The 19,953-nt window shown below is 26.5% G+C and carries 17 protein-coding genes; 13 read left to right on the forward strand and 4 right to left on the reverse strand.

Annotated features, from left to right (window positions below):
- Position 1: 1 nt before the first annotated feature.
- Positions 2–610 carry a helix-turn-helix transcriptional regulator gene (locus ACH5BH_RS09285; RefSeq protein WP_423298147.1) on the reverse strand — a complete coding sequence of 203 codons (609 nt, stop codon included), beginning with the start codon at positions 608–610 and terminating at the stop codon, positions 2–4.
- Between the two features lie 107 nt (positions 611–717).
- Here ACH5BH_RS09285 and ACH5BH_RS09290 point away from each other — a divergent pair, with 107 nt between their 5' ends.
- From ACH5BH_RS09290 to ACH5BH_RS09300, 3 genes are read left to right on the forward strand one after another with little or no spacing between them, the layout of a single operon-like run.
- The gene (locus tag ACH5BH_RS09290; protein ID WP_423298149.1) at positions 718–1,068 is read left to right on the forward strand and encodes a CidA/LrgA family protein; all 351 of its coding nucleotides are present in this window, start codon (positions 718–720) and stop codon (positions 1,066–1,068) included.
- Complete coding sequence (locus ACH5BH_RS09295) at positions 1,065–1,781, forward strand: LrgB family protein (RefSeq protein ID WP_423298150.1); 717 nt, start codon at positions 1,065–1,067, stop codon at positions 1,779–1,781. The genes ACH5BH_RS09290 and ACH5BH_RS09295 overlap by 4 nt, the downstream gene beginning before the upstream one ends.
- Before the next feature lie 3 nt (positions 1,782–1,784).
- The gene (locus ACH5BH_RS09300; RefSeq protein WP_423298151.1) at positions 1,785–2,471 is read left to right on the forward strand and encodes an MOSC domain-containing protein; all 687 of its coding nucleotides are present in this window, start codon (positions 1,785–1,787) and stop codon (positions 2,469–2,471) included.
- A gap of 1 nt (position 2,472) precedes the next feature.
- Here ACH5BH_RS09300 and ACH5BH_RS09305 read toward each other — a convergent pair whose 3' ends face one another.
- Positions 2,473–4,938: a transporter substrate-binding domain-containing diguanylate cyclase gene (locus ACH5BH_RS09305; RefSeq protein ID WP_423298152.1), complete on the reverse strand. Its 2,466-nt coding sequence runs from the start codon at positions 4,936–4,938 to the stop codon at positions 2,473–2,475.
- Positions 4,939–5,051: 113 nt separating this feature from the next.
- Between ACH5BH_RS09305 and ACH5BH_RS09310 the strand changes: the two genes are divergently transcribed.
- The 9 genes from ACH5BH_RS09310 to ACH5BH_RS09350 all read left to right on the forward strand — a co-directional run bounded on the left by ACH5BH_RS09310 (position 5,052) and on the right by ACH5BH_RS09350 (position 14,677).
- Complete coding sequence (locus tag ACH5BH_RS09310; RefSeq protein ID WP_423298153.1) at positions 5,052–5,357, forward strand: ArsR/SmtB family transcription factor; 306 nt, start codon at positions 5,052–5,054, stop codon at positions 5,355–5,357.
- Complete coding sequence (locus ACH5BH_RS09315; protein WP_423298154.1) at positions 5,357–5,707, forward strand: gamma-glutamylcyclotransferase family protein; 351 nt, start codon at positions 5,357–5,359, stop codon at positions 5,705–5,707. Before ACH5BH_RS09310 ends, ACH5BH_RS09315 begins: the two co-directional genes overlap by 1 nt.
- Positions 5,708–5,785: 78 nt before the next feature.
- Positions 5,786–7,054 (forward strand): arsenic transporter, encoded by a 1,269-nt coding sequence (locus ACH5BH_RS09320; protein ID WP_423298155.1) that lies wholly within the window; start codon positions 5,786–5,788, stop codon positions 7,052–7,054.
- A gap of 27 nt (positions 7,055–7,081) precedes the next feature.
- Positions 7,082–7,483, forward strand: coding sequence for an arsenate reductase ArsC (locus ACH5BH_RS09325; protein WP_423298156.1), 402 nt, complete (start codon positions 7,082–7,084; stop codon positions 7,481–7,483).
- Positions 7,483–7,806: an arsenite efflux transporter metallochaperone ArsD gene (arsD, locus tag ACH5BH_RS09330; RefSeq protein WP_423298157.1), complete on the forward strand. Its 324-nt coding sequence runs from the start codon at positions 7,483–7,485 to the stop codon at positions 7,804–7,806. Before ACH5BH_RS09325 ends, arsD begins: the two co-directional genes overlap by 1 nt.
- 11 nt (positions 7,807–7,817) lie before the next feature.
- Complete coding sequence (gene arsA, locus ACH5BH_RS09335) at positions 7,818–9,596, forward strand: arsenical pump-driving ATPase (RefSeq protein ID WP_423298158.1); 1,779 nt, start codon at positions 7,818–7,820, stop codon at positions 9,594–9,596.
- A 94-nt stretch (positions 9,597–9,690) separates the two neighbouring features.
- Positions 9,691–10,329, forward strand: a complete 639-nt coding sequence (locus tag ACH5BH_RS09340; protein WP_423298159.1) for a MerR family transcriptional regulator — start codon at positions 9,691–9,693, stop codon at positions 10,327–10,329.
- Positions 10,329–13,829 (forward strand): acyl-[ACP]--phospholipid O-acyltransferase, encoded by a 3,501-nt coding sequence (locus ACH5BH_RS09345; protein WP_423298160.1) that lies wholly within the window; start codon positions 10,329–10,331, stop codon positions 13,827–13,829. The genes ACH5BH_RS09340 and ACH5BH_RS09345 overlap by 1 nt, the downstream gene beginning before the upstream one ends.
- A gap of 167 nt (positions 13,830–13,996) precedes the next feature.
- On the forward strand, positions 13,997–14,677 hold the full coding sequence (locus tag ACH5BH_RS09350) for a hypothetical protein (RefSeq protein WP_423298161.1): 681 nt from the start codon (positions 13,997–13,999) through the stop codon (positions 14,675–14,677).
- A gap of 14 nt (positions 14,678–14,691) precedes the next feature.
- Here ACH5BH_RS09350 and ACH5BH_RS09355 read toward each other — a convergent pair whose 3' ends face one another.
- On the reverse strand, positions 14,692–17,226 hold the full coding sequence (locus tag ACH5BH_RS09355; RefSeq protein ID WP_423298162.1) for a [protein-PII] uridylyltransferase family protein: 2,535 nt from the start codon (positions 17,224–17,226) through the stop codon (positions 14,692–14,694).
- A complete protein-coding gene (locus tag ACH5BH_RS09360; protein ID WP_404306878.1) occupies positions 17,223–17,975 on the reverse strand; it encodes a Fis family transcriptional regulator in 753 nt (250 codons plus the stop codon). The genes ACH5BH_RS09355 and ACH5BH_RS09360 overlap by 4 nt, the downstream gene beginning before the upstream one ends.
- Before the next feature lie 182 nt (positions 17,976–18,157).
- Here ACH5BH_RS09360 and ACH5BH_RS09365 point away from each other — a divergent pair, with 182 nt between their 5' ends.
- Complete coding sequence (locus ACH5BH_RS09365) at positions 18,158–19,951, forward strand: sensor histidine kinase (protein ID WP_423298164.1); 1,794 nt, start codon at positions 18,158–18,160, stop codon at positions 19,949–19,951.
- Positions 19,952–19,953: the final 2 nt, after the last annotated feature.

Genomic DNA, 19,953 nt, shown 5'->3' on the forward strand with positions numbered 1-19,953 from the left:
ACTATTTATCCTCTTTTAGCCACTTATAAATAGTTGCTCTTGAAATATCTAAAACTTCACATAAATAGCTTACTACATTTCTAATAGAGAAAATACCTTCTTTATTTAGGTATAAAATCAACTCTTTTTTCTCTTTTATTTTTAGATCACTAAGCTCTAAGTTTTGCTGTTTTAAAAATTTGTTGATGGTATTGTGAGTATGTTCTTTCCAGTCTTGGGAGAAAATAGTTTGTGGTTGAGTTTTAGTTTCTTCAATATTTAAAAGCATTTTTAAAGAGTCGTACATTTTTTCAAAAACTTCTACTTTAAAGTTTATACAAATTATACCTATTGGTTTATTATTTGTATCTCTTAGAAGTGTTGAGACACTTTTTAGTTTTGCACCATCAATATTTGTTTTATTATAAGGACCAACTATATCTTCTTTTATAGATTCAAAATCTTTTACATCATTTAGCATCTCATCACCAATTTCTCTTTTTGAAAAAGGGTTTACTATATGCACTAATTTTTGAGTTTCTAAGTCATGAAGTACAACTTCCACATTTGGATAAAAAAGCTTTCCTATTGAGTCACATAAAGGGGTAAATGTTTCTAAAATTTTATTCATAAAATATAATACAATAAAGAGCTTTAAAATACAAAGTGTCTATATGTTAAATAAAATTGACAAAATGTCTATATTGGAGTATACTTTCATTTTTTTAAGGAATTATAATGTTAAAAGGAATTATTACACTTTTAGTTTTTCAGTTTTTAGGTGAATGTATAGTAAAGCTTTTTGATTTACTTATCCCAGGTCCTGTAATAGGAATGGTCTTACTACTTATATTTTTAATGATTAGAAAATCAAGTTTTAAAAGTTTAGATAATGCTGTTTTTATTCACTTAAGATATTTACCAATGCTTTTTATACCAGCTGCTATGGGTATTATAACTCAAATCGATATTATCTCAAAAGAGTTTTGGGCTATTGCTATTGCACTATTTCTAGGAACTATTATAGCACTAGCATTTTGTGCAAAATTAATGGATTATTTAACTATAAGACAAGAGAGTAAAAAATGAATATAGACGCATTAATACAATATATATCAGACTCAACACTTATATGGTTGATTTTAACTCTGGGTTCTTTTAAGATTGGAATAATAATATATGAAAGATTTAATAAGCATACTTTATTACAACCAATTATTATTTCATATTTTATAATCATAACTGTATTATTTATAACAGGAGTTTCTTATGAAGAGTATTTTAAAGGTGTTGAGATAATTCACTTTTTTTTAGGGCCAGCAACAGTTGCACTAGCATTGCCTTTATACAATAATCTTAAACATATAAAGTCTTTGTTTTTACCAATAATGATCACTTTAGTTGTTGCAGGAGTTTTTTCTATTTTAATAGCTGTTTTATTATTATGGGTTTTAGACGCAAATATGCCAACTATTTTATCAATGACAACAAAGTCTATTACTGCTCCTATTGCTATTATTACTAGCGAGCAAATAGGAGCTATTCCTTCGCTTGCAGTAGGTTTTGTACTTATTACAGGAGTAATAGGAGCTCTTTTAGGAACTTTTATTTTTAAAATAATAAAGATAAAACATGATACTTCAAAAGGCTTTGCCTTAGGTGTAGTTTCTCATGGAATAGGAACAGCAAGAGCAGTTGAAATAAGTGAAAAAGCAGCGGCTTTCTCAGCTTTGGCAATGGGTTTAAGTGGTATATTAACAGCAGTATTTTTACCATTAATTATTCAGTTTTTAAAAGGATAGTAATTGTTAAGTTATAAAATAAAAGATATTTATACTGGAAAAGAACAAGAGCATAAAAGAAAAGAAAAAGTATATAAAACTTCTTATCATAAAAAATCAATAAATAAAGCTCAATATGTAAATAAATTGGGTTTAGAAGAAGATAATCAAAGTGATAAAGAAAATCATGGAGGAGTTGATAAAGCTATTTGTATATATACACAAAGAGCATACGATTTTTTTAAAGAAGTGCACGGTATTGAGTTTCCAACTTGTGCCTTGGGAGAGAATATAACTCTACTTGGATGTGAAGATAAAGATTTTTGTATTGGAGATAGATTTTCTTGTGGAGAGGCTATTTTTGAAATAACTCAACCAAGAGAGCCTTGTTGGTTAATCTCAAGTATTTTAGGAATAAAAAAACTAACAGCTTTAATAGTAAAAGAGGGTAAAAGTGGTTTTTATTTACGAGTAATAAAAGAAGGTAAAATCTCAAAAGATGATGAGTTTATCTTGCTAAATAGAACAAATAAAGACATAAATATTGAGTATGTGAATAAGTGTTATTATAATGCAAAAGAACATCAAGAAGATATTAGAAAGATTTTAGAATGTAAGGAATTATCATCTTCTTATAAAGAAGCTTTACAAAGAAGATATAAAAATAAAGAGTTTGGTCTTGAAAGTTTTCAAAAGGATAAAGAAGAATAAATCACTCTTCTTTATAAACTTTTACACAGTTTCTATTAGCTTTTTTTGCTGAATATAAAGCTTTGTCTACATTAGATAAGGCTTTATTTATTGGGATATTTTTAACTTCATATACTCCAAAACTAGCAGTGATTTTTATATTAAGAGTAAAAAGATGATTTTGTATTTTATTTCTTAAATGTTCAGCTTGAATCATTGCTTCTTCTTCATTTGAAAAAGGTATGATTATTAGAAATTCTTCTCCTCCCCATCTTCCAAGAAAATCTGTTTCTCTTATATTTTTTTGTAATATTTGAGAAAATTCAATAAGTATTTTATCTCCAATTAAATGTCCATAAGTATCATTTATCTTTTTAAAATAATCAATATCTGCAAGAATCAAAGAAAGAGGTTTTTTATATCTTTTTTTATTTTTAAATTCCATATCAAGTAGCATATCAAGTTTTGCTCTATTGTAAATAGATGTTAATTTATCTGTTTGAGAAGCTTTTTCTAGCTTTTTGTTTAGAATACTTAGTTTTCTATTTGATCTATAAATAACTAAAATAATAATAATTAACGCAATAGCAGTAATGTAAGAAACAATTTTAATTAAAAGGTCTGTATTGAACTTTTCTTCTTTAATAATTGTCAGCCATCTATTTAATAAAGCTTCTTTTTCATTTGGACTAACAGAATTAATTGCTTTATTCAAAATACTTTGAAGAATCAATTCATCTTTTCTTATAGCAATTTTTGATTTACTTGAAAATTCAATTTTTCCTGATATTTTAATATCATTAATTCTTTCATTTTGAAGATTATATGTAATTGATGGAAAAGAGTCTATAAATGCGTAAATCTCATCGCTTTTAATTTTTTTTAATCCTTCTAAGGTATTATTCATTTCTACTAAATTTAAATTAGGATATCGAGACTTTAATAGCTCTGCTAAATAATGATTTCTAATTACTCCTATTTTTTTATCTTTTATATTTTCTATTGAATCAATAAATATTTCATTTTCTTTTGTGGCAATTACATTTGAAAACTCAAAGTAGCTTTGGGTAAATATAAAGTGTTCTTCTCTATTTTCTGTTTCAACTGTATTAGGAGTTATATCACATAATCCTTTTTGTAGATAATTTAAAGATTCACTCCAAGAAGATGTTTCAATTAAATTAAAATTGATACCACTATTTTTTGATAATTGATTTATAAAATTAGCTATGATACCTATAAAGTTACCTTTTTCATCAATATATTCGTATGGTAAATAATTTGGATCAACACACATATTTATATGTTTTTTTTGATTTAAATAAGAGATTTCTTTTTTAGAAAATAAAAAATTTTTACTTTTTATTTCATTTATTTTTGCTATTTTAAACCATTTTTTCTTTAACTCTTCTAGCTCTTTTTTTGTTATTTGTTTTTGTGCTTTTTCAATAATACTTTTTAAAACTCTATTTTCTTTATTTACAGTAATATAAAAGCTAAGTTTTTTATCATCAATATTTTTCATTGTTTTAAGGTTTGTGAAAAGATGTTTATTTATATTATATTCAAGTACTGTTTTTAGTCCATAAGAAGCATCTGCTTTTTTAGTAGCAACCGCTTCAATCATACTATATGTATTAGTAGTAGGATATATATTTATTTTAGGGTAATCTTTTTCTACTCTAGCATAACTGTGATAGCCTTTTACTAAAGCCATAGTTTCACCTTCAAGTTCTTTAAAAGAATGTACATCTTTATGTTCAATCCTTGTTAGCATAGCTAGTTCTGAACTTGCATAAGGTTTTTGAGTAAAAAGAAATTTTTCTTCTCTTTCTTTTGATTTTAAAACATTAAGCATTAAATCAAGTTCATTATTTTCTAGCATATTTAGAAAATTATCCCAATTTCCTTGAATATATTTAACTTCAATTGCTAGTTTATTTGCTATTAGATTCATGTAATCTATTGAAAAACCTTTAGGTAAACCATTTTCATTAAAATTATATGGTGGAAGATTTGAATCATTTTGGACAAGAAGAATTTTCTTATTTTGTAAGTATTTTAACTCTTCTTTAGTAAAGTGTATATTTTCTTTAAAATATACAATAAGTTCGTATTTTTCTTTGTTTTGTTCATTTTTGATATCTAGTTTGTAAAACTGTTTTGTTTTATTGAAAATATTATTTAAAGAAGTATTTTTTATAAGAATCATTCTTTCATTTTTTTTATATGAACTATATAAATAAGTTTTATCTTTTTTTATTTCAAAAGCAACAATATTTTTATAGTTTTCAAAATAAAGTTTCAATAAGTTTCTAATTTGATTTTCATTTTTTTGATAGTTTGGAGTAAGAAAACTTAATTGATACGCAAGAGTATCGATATTTTTTTTAATATTGTTTTTTAATAAAATGTGAGTTTGTGCATGGGCAATACTAAAAAATAGGCTAATCGCAGTAAATAAAGTTAATAAACTTTTTAGTTTCATTTTTATCCTTAATAATGTATTTTATTAAATACTCACTTAAAATCTTGATATATCAATATATCTTGATATATTAAAAATATTATGTTATACTTTCAAAAATCAAAGGAGAGTGTATGGATATTTTTTTAAAATCAGTTTCAGCTTTAAATGATGAAACAAGAGTAAAACTACTTAAATTTATAAATATTCATGGTTCTTGTTGTGTTTGTGATTTAGAGCACTCTTTTGATATGATTCAATCAAGATTATCTAGGCATTTAAAGATTTTGAAAGAAGCAGGCTTTTTAAGAGTTGATAGACAAGGAAGATGGGCTTATTATAGTGTAAGGACTCCCCTTGATGAATTTAGAAGCCATGCTATTAAAGAGATTATGACTTTAGATATTCAATTACCAAATTTAGTAAAGGCTTGTAGTTAATGAAAGAAACACTTTTTGTTTACGGAACACTTATGCCAAACTGTCCAAATGGACATGTTTTAGAAAATATTGTAGGTAAATTTGTTCCAGCAACTGTAAAAGGAAAACTAATAGATGCAGGTTGGTCAGCTTCTATGGGTTATCCAGGAATTAATTTAGAAGCTGGAAATGATACAGTTCATGGATACTTATTTTACTCTGATAATCTAATCGATAATTGGGATTATTTAGATGAGTTTGAAGGTGATGAGTTTTTAAGAAAAGAAGTTACGGTTGAAAGGTATGATGAGTTAGAAGTAGATACTTTTATCTATACTTTAAAACCAGAAGTTCAAGAAATGGAAGAGTAACCAAGGTGTTACTCTTTTTTTATAGAATTATACATCAATATATCTTGATATATAAAATTAAAATAGTTTAGGATTTATATGTTTTTAGCAAGTAGTATATTTATTATTACACTTATTTTTATAATATGGCAACCAAAAAATCTTCAAATTGGAACAACCGCTGTTATTGGTGCAATAGTTGCACTTTTATTAGGTGTTGTTTCCCTTTCTGATGTTTGGGTTGTAACTGATATAGTTTGGGATGCAACTTTATCTTTTATAGGTATTATTATTTTATCTATGGTTTTAGATGAGATTGGTTTCTTTGAATGGTGTGCATTAAAAATGGCAAAGTTCTCAAATGGTAGTGGAATAAAGATGTTTGTTTATTCTATTTTACTAGGAGCTTTTGTTTCAGCACTTTTTGCAAATGATGGGGCTGCACTTATTTTAACTCCTATTTTATTAGCTAAGATGAGAATTTTACAGTTAAATATGAAATCAATTATTGCATTTTTATTAGCAGGTGGATTTATTTCTGATAGTGCTTCTTTACCTCTTGTTTTCTCAAACCTTACAAATATCGTAACTGCTAACTATTTTGATATAGGTTTTGCTGATTATATAGCAAATATGATTATTCCTTATATTATAAGTGTTATTGCTTCAATTTTATTTTTATGGTTGATTTTAAGAAAAGATATTCCAAAGCAAGTTGATATTTCACTTTTAAAAGAACCTAGTTCTGCTATAAAAGATGAAAGAATGTTTAAACTTTCATGGGTATTTTTAGCACTTCTTTTAGTTGGGTACTTTGTAGGAGATGCTTATGATTTACCAGTAGCTGTTTTTGCTCTTGGTGGGGGAGTTATATTTTTACTTATAGCAACTGCTTTGAAATCAGTAGAGCCAAAACATATTATTAAAGAAGCGCCTTGGCAAGTTGTATGGTTTAGTATAGGTTTATATATTGTTGTTTATGGACTTAAAAATGAAGGTTTAACTGATTATTTAACAGTTCTTCTTCATGATTTTGCTTTAAGAGGAGATACTTTTGCAATTGTAGCAACAGGATTTTTATCAGCGTTTTTAAGTGCTATTATGAACAATATGCCAACAGTTATGATTATGGATATAGCTTTAGATAACATGGGTGAAAACGTTAATCATGCCTTAGCTTATGCAAATATTATTGGTTGTAACTTAGGGCCTAAAATGACACCTTTTGGTTCATTAGCAACTCTTCTTTGGCTTCATGTTTTAGCTAAAAAAGGTGTGAATATCTCGTTTGCTCAATATAGTAAGTTTGGTCTAATCATAACACCACCTGTGTTATTGATAGTATTATTAGCTTTGGCTATTTTTTAAATTTTAATATAAAGGAAGATAAATATTATGGAAAAAAAAGTTTTAATTTTATGTACAGGAAATTCGTGTAGAAGTATTATTGCAGAAGCATTAATAAACGCAAAATTAGATGGTATTAGTTCTGATTCAAGTGGTGTAAGAGCAAGTGGAAGAGTAAACCCAAATGCACAAGAGTTATTAACACAAAAAGGAATTTGGAGAGATGAATACCACTCAAAAACTATTGATAAAGTAATTGACAATGAGTATGATTTAGTAGTAACTGTATGTGACCATGCAAATGAGACTTGTCCAATGTTCCCAAAAGCTACTAAAGTTATTCATGTTGGATTTGAAGATCCAGATGGAAAAGGGTTTGATGCATTTGAAGATACATATGCTGAAATTGAAGAAGTGTTATTACCAAAAGTTGTTGAGGCTTTAAAATAATGAAAACATTAAAAATATACGACCCTGCAATGTGTTGTCCTACAGGAGTTTGTGGTACGGATGTGGATACAAAGTTAGTTCAACTAGCAAATTTTTTAAAATCACTTGATAAATCAAAATTTGATGTGAAAAGATATGGTTTAACAACTGAACCAGCAGAATATGTAAGCAATAAAGAAGTTGCTAGAATTCTAAATGAAGAGGGTGTTGATAAGTTGCCTTTATTTTTTATTGATGATGAATTAGTTTTCAAAGGTGAGTATCCACAAATTCCAGAACTAAGTTCAAAACTAGGCCTTGCTTCTTTTGTAGCAAAATTCTAAGATAGTCAAAAATGGAAAAATTAATAAATAAAATACCAAAATTCCTTTTCTTTACAGGAAAAGGAGGGGTTGGTAAAACTTCAATGTCTTGTACTATTAGTGTTAGTTTAGCTCTTAAGGGAAAAAAAGTACTTTTAATCTCAACTGACCCTGCATCAAATCTTGATGAGGTTTTAGAAACACCTTTAAGCTCAAGTGCTACAAAAGTAAAAAGTATTGAAAATCTTTATGCTATGAACATAAACCCAGTAATTGCTGCAAAAGAGTATAAAGAGAAAATCGTAGGACCTTACAGAGGAATTTTACCTAAAGAAGCAATACAACAAATGGAAGAGCAGTTAAGTGGTGCTTGTACTGTTGAGATTGCAGGTTTTAATGAGTTTTCTAAATATGTTGGAGATGAAAGTATTATAAATGAGTACGACCATATAGTTTTAGATACAGCACCAACAGGACATACTTTAAGACTTTTAGAACTTCCAAGTGCTTGGAATGATTTTATTGAGCATAATAGTAATGGTAGTTCTTGTTTAGGGCCTGTTTCTGGTCTTAGTGATTATAAAGATTTATATGATAGTGTGGTTGAAAATCTAAAAGATGAGAGTAAAACTCTACTTATTTTAGTTTCAAGAGCTGAAAGGTTATCTTTTATTGAAGCTTCAAATGCAAGTGTTGAACTTAAAAATCAAGGTTTAACAAATCAACATCTAATCATAAATGGAGTTTTTACTTCAAATGATAATGATGAGATTGCAAAGGCTTTTGAGGAAAAATCTAAAAAAGCTTTAGAGTTTTTACCAACTAATCTTAAAGATTTAGAAAAAACACAAATAGGTTTTTACCCAAATGGTGTAGTTGGAATACAAAGCTTAAAAGCAATAGGTCAAAATGAAGTAGCAAAAGAGTTTGAAAACTCATCTGAAGAGTTAAATGAACACTTAAAAACAACACTTGATAATACTTTAGAGTTTAATGAGCTTTTAGAAAATATTGAGGCTGATAAAAAAGGTTTAATTATGACCATGGGTAAAGGTGGAGTTGGAAAAACTACAATGGCTTCATTAATAGCTTCTCAACTAGCAAAAAGAGGGCATAAAGTAACTTTATCTACAACAGACCCAGCAGCTCATTTAGAGTATATAAATCAAGAAAATGAGAATCTTCAAATAGAGAGAATTGATCCAAAAGTTGAAATAAAAAGACATGTTGATAATGTAATAGCTAAAAATGAGGGTATTTTAAGCGATGATGATATGGATCTTTTAAAAGAAGAGCTAAGTTCACCTTGTATTGAAGAGATTGCAGTATTTGAAGCCTTTGCAAATACAGTTGATAGGGCAAAAGATAGATTTATTGTTTTAGATACAGCACCTACGGGACATACTTTACTTTTATTAGATGCTTCAAAAGCTTATCACCAAGAAGTACTAAAAAACACAAAAGATGATATGAGTGAAGCTCTTAAAAATCTTCTTCCTAGAATAAAAGACGAAAAGTTTACTAAGATTTTACTAACAAGTTTAGCAGAAGCTACACCAACACATGAAGCACAAGATTTACAAGAGGATTTACATAGAGCTGATATAAAGCCTTATGCTTGGCTTGTAAATAGATGTTTTAGTTTAACAAATAGTTCAAATAATCTTATTTGTCAAAAAGGTTTAAATGAATTAACTTATATAAATAAGATTAAAAATGAACTCTCAAGTAAAACAGTTCTAATTCCTTGGGTTAAAGAGGAAATTACAAGCACACAAGATTTAGAAAATCTTATAAAAATCAAAAAGTAAAGAGTTGTACTCTTGACTTTTTGATTTAATTTATCTATACTTTCAAAATAAAATTAAAAGTACAGAGTTTAACTCTTTACTTTAAGGAATAAAAATGAAAGTTATAGATGATAAAAACTACTATAAAATGAGTGAATTAGTAGAGCAAACAGGTTTGAGTAATCACACAATCTCTTTTTATCACAAAAAGGGTTTACTTCCAAATACTTTAAATACTTCTAAAAATATGAAGTATTATCCAGAAATCACAATTACAGTTTTAAATATGATTAAATATTTCAAAGATAATCTTAGTTTTTCAATAGATTATATAAAAGAGCTATTTGATTACTATAATATAAATTTTGATGATAGAGCAGATTTAATACTTCAATCTATTCAAATGATTTCAAGTGAGATAAAAAATCCAGTTTCACAAAAAGACTTAGAAGAGTTTAGCTTAGAAGAAGCGATAGCTTTAGATTTAGTAGATAAAAAAGATATTTATTTTAAAACAGAAGTTGAAGTAATCAAGACTTTTAATGAGTTAAGAAAATATGATATTTCATCTGAACTTATAAATGAATATGTAACTACAAGCAAAAAACTTGCACTGCTAGAAAGAGAACTTAGTTCTAAGGTTTTAGAGAAAACTGGGTTTTTACCAGAAATTTTGGTTTTGGATATTTTAAATTCATTTAAACCATATATTTTCAATAGATCAACTATTGAAGAGTTTAAAAAGGATATATAATGAGTAGTTTATCAAAAGGTATTAATAATTTGATATTAATAAAATTCGCTTTTTTATTTGTGGTTTTTGGCAATGTAATTGTTGATGTTTCTCACAAAATCTTATTACAAAATATTGCATTTAAGATATTTGATGGAAGTACTCAAGTTGTTTGGATTTCTATTATAAATGCTCTAATTTTAGTGCCATTTTTACTTTTATTTACAGTAAGTGGTTTTATATCTGATAAATATAATAAGAAAAATATTTTAATTTATGGGGCAATTTCTTCTTTTGTTTTATCTGTTCTTATGATATTTTCTTATTTAAGTGGTAATTTTTATTTGGCAATGATAAATTTAGTTTTATTAGCTGCCCAAAGTGCTATTTATTCTCCTGCAAAATTTGGAATTATTATAGATATTTGGGGTAAAAAGAATCTAGCACGTGGAAATTCAGCACTACAAGCTGTATCTATTATAGCTATTTTATTTGCTATTGCTAGTGGATCTTATATATTTGAAAGCTATTATGTAAGTAACTCTTTAGAGACTTTAAAGACAAAAGAAGAGCTTTTAATAGCAACTCAAACTCTGACTTATTTTATAGTTCCCGTAGCTTTTTTAGAAATGATTGTTTCTTTATTTATTTTAAGAAAGGTAAACACTTCCCATAAAAATAATGATTCTTTATCTTTAAATAAACAAGAACTATTTAAAGGTAAACTTTTATCAAAAAATATAAAAGCAATTAGTTCAAATAAAGTGATTTTTTTATCAGTAATTGGATTATCAGTTTTTTGGGGTATTTCTCAGGCTTTAATGGCAGTATTTCCATCTTATGCTAAACAGTATTTAGATGTTACAGATGTATTTGTAATAAATGCAGTTTTAGCAGCTTCAGGAATTGGTATTGCTATAGGTTCTATAATTTATTCAAGAATTTCTAAACACTATATTGAAGTTGGAACTATTCCTTTATCAGCTTTTGGTATGGCTTTTATGATTTATGTTTCAACTATTGTTGAGTCATCTTTTATGCTTAGTATGTCATTTTTAGTATTTGGTATTTTTGGTGGAATGTTTGTAGTTCCTTTAAATGCTTTAATACAATTTAATGCTAAGAAAAGGGTTTTAGGAACAATTCTTGCTGGTAATAATTGGTTTCATTCCCTAGCAATGTTTTTTATGCTTTGTTTAACTACAATTGTATCTTTATATAATTTAGATCCTTTAAATACTATATATCTGATTTTGTTAATTACTATAATAGGAACAGTTTATACAGTAGTTAAACTGCCTCAATCAATGTTACTTTTATTTGTAAAAAGTGTAGTTGGATTAAAATATAAACTTGAAGTAAATGGAGTTAAAAATATTCCTTCAAATGGTGGAGTTTTACTTTTAGGAAACCATGTTTCATGGATTGATTGGGCTGTGATTTTAATGTCTACACCAAGGGAAGTTAGATTTGTTATGCATAAACCAATATATGACAAATGGTATCTAAACTGGTTACTTAAAATATTTAATGCAATACCAATTTCAAATGCTTCTAGTAAATCCACAATGAAAGAAATAGCTAAACAATTAGATGAAGGTCATGTTGTTGTACTATTTCCAGAGGGTTCTATAACAAGAAATGGTCACCTAGGTGAATTTAAAAAAGGCTTTGAAAAAATATTAGAAATGACTCAAAATGATGTAAGTGTTGTATCTTTTTATATTAGAGGTCTTTGGGAATCTATGTTTAGTAGAGCAAGTAAAAAATATAAAAATTCATATAAAACAAATACTGTAACTGTTTCATTTTCAAAGCCTATTAAAAAGCACAAAGCAAATGTTGTAAGCGTAAAAAATGAAGTTATTGCTTTATCAACAAAAGCTTGGAATGAACATATCCAAAATCTTGATACTATTAGTGAAACTATTTTTGATAGATTAAAACAAGTAGGAAGTGATTTTATTTTTGCTGATTCAACTGGTTTAGAATTAAGTGGAAATAAGTTTTTAACTGTTTCTATTTTATTTAAAGATTTACTAAAACCAAGAATTAAGGGTCAAAATATTGGTTTATTATTACCTTCAACAGTAGCAGGTGCGTTTATAAATACATCTATTTTGATGATGGGAAAAACTGCTGTAAACTTAAATTATACAGCTCAAATTGAGTCTTTGAAAAAAGCTATTCAAAAAGCGGAAGTAAAAACTATAGTTGCTTCAAAGAAGTTTGTAGAAAAACTTGAAAGTAAAGGTATAGAAGTAAAAGAGGTTTTAGAATTAGTTGATGTGATTTATGTTGAAGATTTAAAGCCTAAGATTTCAAAATTAAAAGGTTTATTAACGCTTATAAGTGTTAAGTTTTTACCTAGTTTTATTTTAAAAGCTATTCATGTAAAAAAGATAAAAAAAGATGATACTGTAGTGATTTTATTTTCATCGGGAAGTGAAGGTGAACCTAAAGGGATTGAACTTTCAAGTGATAATATTGTAGGTAATTCACAACAAATAGCCTCAATTTTAAATGCAGATAAAGAAGATATTATAGTAGGATCTCTTCCAATTTTCCATGCTTTTGGTATAACAGTTACTACTTTTTTACCTTTAATTGAAGGAATTAAATGTGTAGCTCATCCAGATCCAACAGATGGTCTAGGCATAGGAAAACTTGTATCAAAATATAATGCAACAATTATGACAGGAACATCTACTTTCTTTAGACTATATACTAAAAACCCTAAAGTTCATCCTTTAATGTTTGATAGTTTAAGACTAGTAGTTGCAGGTGCTGAGAAGTTAAGAGCTGATGTTAGAGAGGATTTTAAAAAGAAATTTGGAAAAGATATATTAGAAGGGTATGGAGTTACTGAAACAACACCTGTTGCTGCTTGTAACTTACCAAATTTTTTAGCACCTGATTATAGTGTTCAAGTTGGACAGAAATTAGGAAGTGTAGGTATGCCAATTCCAGGTACTAGTGTTAAAATTGTTGATCCTGATACTTATACTGAGCTTGAAGTTGGAAGTGAAGGAATGATAGTAATCTCAGGTGTTCAAGTAATGAAAGGTTACTTAAAAGATGAACAAAAAACATCAGAAGTCTTAGTAAAAATAGGTAATAGAACATATTATATTACAGGAGATAAGGGAAAACTTGATGAACATGGTTTCTTAACTATTGTAGATAGATACTCAAGGTTTGCAAAGCTTGGTGGTGAGATGGTAAGTATGGGTGCAATAGAAGAGGGTATAGCTTCTATTATTGATTTACCTGAAGATAGTTTAGTTGATTATATTGCAACATCTATTGAAGATGAGAAAAAGGGTGAAAAGATTGTTTTGCTTATCTCAGATGTAGATGAAGAGTTTGTAAATGAACTAAAACAAAAAATAAACAGCTCTTTTGATAATAAACTAATGATTCCAAGTTCAATTTATATAGTAGATGAAATTCCAAAACTAGGAACAGGGAAAAAGGATTTTAAAACAGCAAAGAGTTTAGCAAAAGAAATTAGTATATAATAATTTAATAATTAAAATAAGTATGCATTAGTTATAATTATATTGTTGACTTATATATTCTAAAAGGATTTAAAATGCAAGTAACAAGTAATTCTTATTCTTATAATAGACAGTTATTAAGTTCTCAAAGTAAAACTCAAAAGAGTGAAGAAGTTTAATTTTCTTCAATGTTAGCAAAAGAAGTAAAAAAAAGTGAAGATGATAAAATGACTTTTTTAGAATTTGTGGATCAATATAATATTTTTGATTCACTTTCTTTTGAAGATAAAAAAATATTTAGAGAGATTTTAAAAGATGATAAAATAACTATGAGTGAAATAGATAGTTTATCTTATGAACAAGCTGAAAAGTTTGAAAAATATGCTTTCCCTCCAGCTTGGTTACCTAAAGATGAACTGCTTAAGTCTCCTATTGTATATATGCCAAACCAAGCTATAGCTATGCTGGATGTTACAAAAATGACTAATAACAGAACATTTAACGAATCTTTATATAGAACAGCAAGAGAAATCAATAATGATGATGAACGAATGCTTATTATAGGGGAAGTTCAAATGAATGTGGCACAAGCACACTTTGGTTATGAGTTAATGCCATCTTTTTATGTAGAAGCACAAACAAAAAATCAATGGAAATGGGACTATGATAATATGAATATAGATTTTAATAAATTCTTAAATGATATAATTTCTATGCATGAAAAAGCAATAGCAAATCCTAAAACACATCCCCAAGTGTTACATCAACATCAAGAAATACTTAATGGTTACAATATTATTCAAAAACACTATCATAATATAAAAAATGAAGATATTAATAAACTTAAAATAAATGAAATTTTAGAATAAAGCAGTTTACTGCTTTATTTATCTGTACACATAAGTTCTAAAATTTCATCTTGTTGTGAACAGAAATTTCCATTTTTTTCAATAAGTATTAAATCTCTAGCAAGATTTTTATGGGTGTGAATTTTTGCACTTTCAATATCTATACCAAAGTCATCGAAAATTCTAGCAATATATGCAAAGAGACCTTTTTGATCTTTTTCTTTGATTTGCATAGATGCTAAATAAGCTGTATGATTACAGTTTATTGTAATATTTTCTTTTTTAATAATAGGTGTTAAAAGTTTAGTTGTTCTGTTCATATCAAATGAATCATCGATGATTTTCTCAATATAAGGAATATCTTCATCATCTACTCTCTCACTAAAAGAAATATAAAAAGCTTTTTTATCATCAAATAGTTTAAAAATATTCATAGAAGCTATATTTAAAAACTCTAGTTTACCAAGTAAGTATCCTAAATTTAAAGGAACTTTTCTAATAATTCTAATAGTTAAATGCGTGGGTTTATTTACAATCTTATAAGTATACTTTTGCACATTTAAAGCATGAAGTGCAATATCTAAAATATCTTCTGCTTTTAACCTTAAGAACATTTGATTTGAAGCTATATAGTTTATTTTTTTCTTTTTTATATTTGGAAGATTTTTATATCTTTCAAGTTTTTTAATTGTATTTAGTTTTTCAACTCTTCTAGCCCCTTCATTTAAAAGGTTTTCATCTTCAAAAGCAGGCAAAGACTGTAGATATAACTGTTTTAATAAAGATGAAGTTGAGTTATTAAAAATATTTTTTCCTACAGCTGAAATATCACAGTATGTAACTACATACAACATTTTTAAGGCTACTTCTGTTTTTATCAAACCTGTAAAGTTTAAGATAGTTTTTTCTGAATAAATATCTTCATGGGTTGCGACAAAAGACATCATATTATGGTATCTAACTAATCTAGCTCCTAATTGAGTTAACTTTTCATCAAAACCAAAAACTTGTCCCATTTCTTTGAAGATTCTTTCCCCTAATATATGATGGTCTTGAGTTCTCCCTTTTCCTATATCATGGAAAAGTGCTACAAGTCTTACAATAACTTTTTGGGAAGAATTAAGTGAGTTAAAAATAGATTTTATATACTCATCTTCTATATTTTGAGCAAATTTTAGTGTTTTGAGTGAATGTACATCAGTTGGATGCTGATGATAGCCATCAAATTGGGGTTGATCGATAATAACCTTTGCCCAAGGAATAACTACTTCAAAAAGTCCTGCATTATATAAAAGTTTTATTACAGGATATAAACTAGGTTTAAATAAAACTGATTTGATACTTTTTTTTAACTCTTTTGATTGTGTTTTAGGAAGTTTTGTTTTACTTGCATAATATATATATGATCTATCAAATCTTGTAACTTCATCGGGTAAAGAAATCAACTCTTTTAATAAGCCATTTAAAGTTTTAGGTTTTGCATTAAAAGAAGTATATAAAGTATTTCCTACTATATATAAATTCTTTTTAAATCTTGACTCTTTTAGTTTTACAATATTTTCATTTTTAAAGATAATAGTTCTTGTAAACTTTTTTATCATAGTTGCAGAGAAGCTATGAATTGTATGTAAACTATTTAAAAGTTTTGCCATACATTGTCGCTCTTTTGTATATCTAGATTTATTTAAAAAACCTAATTTTGAACTTAAATCAGGAAGAATATCAAAAGTAACTTGATCTTGTTTTTTTCTTGCTATATTATGTAAAGCATTTCTTACTCTAAATACAAACTCTAAAGCTTGTCTATATTTTCTATACTCTTCTTCTGTATACTCTATTCCTATAAGTTGTTTTGTATTAGTTGCACCATATAAAACATTTGCCATCCAATACATCATATTTGATTCTCTAACTCCACCAAAACCATCTTTTATATTGGGTTGCATTTTTAGTGGATATTTTAAAAGTCTTTGTTTATGTTCTTCTAGTTTTTCTAAAACAAACTCTTTTTGTTTTGTTTTTCTGATTGTTGTTAATACTTTTTCATAAGAAAACCAAAGGTATTTTGAACCATAAATAAGTCTTGATTCAATAATTGAACTTTTAATAGTAATATCTTCTTTTACACTATCTTCAATCTCTGATAACTCATGTACTCTTGAACCTAGTTTTAGTCCACAATCCCATGCAAGAGTTATAAACTCTTCCATAATTTCTCTTAAGTTATAACCTTTTACATCTTCATATAAAATCATGATATCAATATCAGAATAAATACATAACTCTTCTCTACCATAAGAACCCAATGCAATAAGTGAAATAGGTACAGAAGTACTCATAGGTTGATATGAACCAAAGTTTTTTCTTAAGACATATTTATAAAGTTGGATCAAAAATTTATCAGTGTGTTTAGTGTGTTTTATAAAAAAGTCTTTACCACCAGTGCTTTCAAAAGTAGTATCAATTGAATTTACATAGTTTTTAAAATAAGTTTTAAAAACCTTGGAAATTTCAAAATCACTAGCTTCTTTTGATATCAGTTCTTCTATTTGTAAATTCAACTCACTCATAATAACTCTTTATGAATGTCTATTTTTTTTCTTAAAGTAATTCTATTTAAACCTAGATTTTTAGCTACTTGAACTTGTGATTTATATTTTTTTGTTGAAGCTTTTATTAATGGTACTTCAAATAGATATATCAGGTCTTTATAGACATTTTCACCATCTAAGTGCTCACTTAAATATCTTTCTAAAAACATTAAAATCTCTTCTTCTCCAATAGTTTCAAAAAGGTAAGAAAAATAAATAGATTTTCTTAGACTATGGGCATTATTTGAAATATTTATAATAAGTTTTGAGCTTGTTATTGTTTGCATATCTAAAGTTGAACTAGCTTCTTTTGAAAACTTTTGTACTAAAAGTTTTGTATCATTTTCTCTTTTTATAAGGTCAGGTATTTCAAGGTTAATAGAAAAAATATCTTTTAATTTCTGATTTAGTATTTCACTATTAGAAATAGCAATAACCCTAATTGAGTTTTCTTCAAGCCATTTTAAAAGTAAGTTAACATTTGTGATTTCTTGGATCTTATCTATAATAATAGCATCATTTTTTATTGTGATTACTTCATCTATAATATCTTGTTGTAAAGCTTTTGCTTCAAATATTTTAGACTTTGGAAGTATATATTTTGCTAGAGATTTTTTTCCAACACCACTAGAGCCTATAATAAGTGCATTTACATTAACTGCTTGTAGTAGCTTAGCTGAGTTTAGAATTTCTTTTGATATTTCATCTTGGGCGATATATTCTTGCATACAATTTAACCTTATTTTATATAAAGATATTATACATAATTTGTCTATAGAGTTTATTATACTGTATATTTTTACTATAAAACATAGGTGATTGTATATTTATTAATCAGTTTATTAATTAATTGAAATAAATTTACTTTTTTCTTGACAATAGAGTATTTAAAATGTAAAATAATAACTTAATGAGAAAAAATATATATAGAATAACTACAATAATCACATACTTAACTATCTCTGTATTAGCCTTAAGTATTACATCAAACTATATTATAAAAAAAGAAAATAAGCTTCTTGAAAAAAAGTATAATATTATTAGTAATAATTTAAAAGATAAGATTAATTCCTTAATTATTAAAAAGAAAAATGCAACATTAGCTCTTACAATTACTTTAGCAAACAATATTGTAGTAAATGAAATTTTACATACTCCCAATTACAATAAAGATAGTTTAAAAGATTTATCTCTTTTATTAAGAAAAGAGACTGCTTTTAAGAATGTGTGGTTTCAAGTTATAGATAAAAATGGCTATTCTCTTTATCGTTCATGGGATAATAAACGAAATGATAATGTGTCCTTACTAAGAAATGATTTAAAAAAAATGATTCAAAATCCGAAAATAAAAAGTACTATTAGTGTAGGAAAATATGATATTACTTTTAAAGCAATGGTACCTATATATATAAATGGTATTTTTGAAGGTGTCTTAGAATCAATTACTCACTTTAACTCTATTTCAAGAGGCTTAAGAAAAAGTGATTCAATTGAACCAATTATTATAGTTGAAAAAAAATATACACAACAATTAAGAGAAAATGCTTTTACAAAAATATTTATTGATGATTATTATGTAGCAAACTTATCAGTTAAAAAAGATATTTTAGAGTATTTAGAAGAGTCTAAGATAGAAGACTTTTTAAATATTGATAATTATTTAGTGAAAGATGAATATTTGATTATTAATACTCCAATTATTTTTGATGATATAAAATTGGGAAATTTTTTAAGCTTTAAACGACTTGATGAAATAGATACAAAATATATAAATGAATATAAACAAAAAGCTTTTTTATACCTAGGTTTTTTTGTTATTTTACTTGGTTTGGTTTTATATAGTATTAGTCATTATTTATATTCAAGAGAACTCAAGAAACTATATAATCGCCTAAGTGAAAATCAAGATAAATTACACACTTTAAATAGTTCTTTAAAGAAAACTGTCGAAGAAGAAGTATCTAAAAATTATGAAAAAAATAAGATTTTATTTCAACAAAGTAAAATGGCAGCAATGGGTGAAATGATAGGAAATATAGCTCATCAATGGAGACAACCATTATCTGTTATTACAACTGCTGCCACAGGTATAAAAATGAAAAAAGAAGTAGGAATTTTAAGTGATGAAGAGTATAAACAATCTCTTGATATGATTGTGAACTCTGCAAATTATTTATCTACTACTATTGATGATTTTAGAAACTTTTTTTCTCCTCATAAAGATAAAAATAGTGTTAAGGCAAAAGATTTTATTCAAAAAGTATTTAATTTAATAAGTAGTAATTATCAAAGTAAAGATATAGAGATAATCACAAATATTGAAGATATAGAAATATTTATTTATGAAAATGAACTTCTTCAAGTAATGATAAATCTTTTAAATAATGCAAGAGATGAGTTTGAAAAAATTAAAGATTTTGATTCTAAGTTTATTTTTATTGACTTATTTATGGAAGAGAATATGATAATCATAAGTATTAAAGATAGTGCAGGTGGGATAGATAATAATATCATTGATAGAATATTTGAACCATATTTTACTACAAAACATCAATCTCAAGGTACAGGAATAGGACTTTTTATGTGTGAAGAAATTATTTGTAAACACATGCACGGAAAAATAGAAGTTTTAAATGATGAATACACATATAAAAATATGCAATTAAAAGGTGCTAAATTTAAACTAAGTATTCCTATGGACTAGGA

The sequence above is a fragment of the Arcobacter rhizosphaerae genome, assembly GCF_049472155.1.
Taxonomy (GTDB): domain Bacteria; phylum Campylobacterota; class Campylobacteria; order Campylobacterales; family Arcobacteraceae; genus Arcobacter_B.

Excerpts from the sequence above, each read along its gene's own strand:
- ACH5BH_RS09365 (WP_423298164.1), top strand. The coding sequence starts at position 18,158 with ATGAGAAAAAATATATATAGAATAACTACAATAATCACATACTTAACT.
- ACH5BH_RS09325 (WP_423298156.1), top strand. The coding sequence starts at position 7,082 with ATGGAAAAAAAAGTTTTAATTTTATGTACAGGAAATTCGTGTAGAAGT.
- ACH5BH_RS09360 (WP_404306878.1), bottom strand. The coding sequence starts at position 17,975 with ATGCAAGAATATATCGCCCAAGATGAAATATCAAAAGAAATTCTAAAC.
- ACH5BH_RS09290 (WP_423298149.1), top strand. The coding sequence starts at position 718 with ATGTTAAAAGGAATTATTACACTTTTAGTTTTTCAGTTTTTAGGTGAA.
- ACH5BH_RS09310 (WP_423298153.1), top strand. The coding sequence starts at position 5,052 with ATGGATATTTTTTTAAAATCAGTTTCAGCTTTAAATGATGAAACAAGA.
- ACH5BH_RS09295 (WP_423298150.1), top strand. The coding sequence starts at position 1,065 with ATGAATATAGACGCATTAATACAATATATATCAGACTCAACACTTATA.
- ACH5BH_RS09315 (WP_423298154.1), top strand. The coding sequence starts at position 5,357 with ATGAAAGAAACACTTTTTGTTTACGGAACACTTATGCCAAACTGTCCA.
- ACH5BH_RS09340 (WP_423298159.1), top strand. The coding sequence starts at position 9,691 with ATGAAAGTTATAGATGATAAAAACTACTATAAAATGAGTGAATTAGTA.
- arsD (WP_423298157.1), top strand. The coding sequence starts at position 7,483 with ATGAAAACATTAAAAATATACGACCCTGCAATGTGTTGTCCTACAGGA.
- ACH5BH_RS09305 (WP_423298152.1), bottom strand. The coding sequence starts at position 4,938 with ATGAAACTAAAAAGTTTATTAACTTTATTTACTGCGATTAGCCTATTT.
- ACH5BH_RS09345 (WP_423298160.1), top strand. The coding sequence starts at position 10,329 with ATGAGTAGTTTATCAAAAGGTATTAATAATTTGATATTAATAAAATTC.
- ACH5BH_RS09320 (WP_423298155.1), top strand. The coding sequence starts at position 5,786 with ATGTTTTTAGCAAGTAGTATATTTATTATTACACTTATTTTTATAATA.
- ACH5BH_RS09355 (WP_423298162.1), bottom strand. The coding sequence starts at position 17,226 with ATGAGTGAGTTGAATTTACAAATAGAAGAACTGATATCAAAAGAAGCT.
- arsA (WP_423298158.1), top strand. The coding sequence starts at position 7,818 with ATGGAAAAATTAATAAATAAAATACCAAAATTCCTTTTCTTTACAGGA.
- ACH5BH_RS09285 (WP_423298147.1), bottom strand. The coding sequence starts at position 610 with ATGAATAAAATTTTAGAAACATTTACCCCTTTATGTGACTCAATAGGA.
- ACH5BH_RS09350 (WP_423298161.1), top strand. The coding sequence starts at position 13,997 with ATGTTAGCAAAAGAAGTAAAAAAAAGTGAAGATGATAAAATGACTTTT.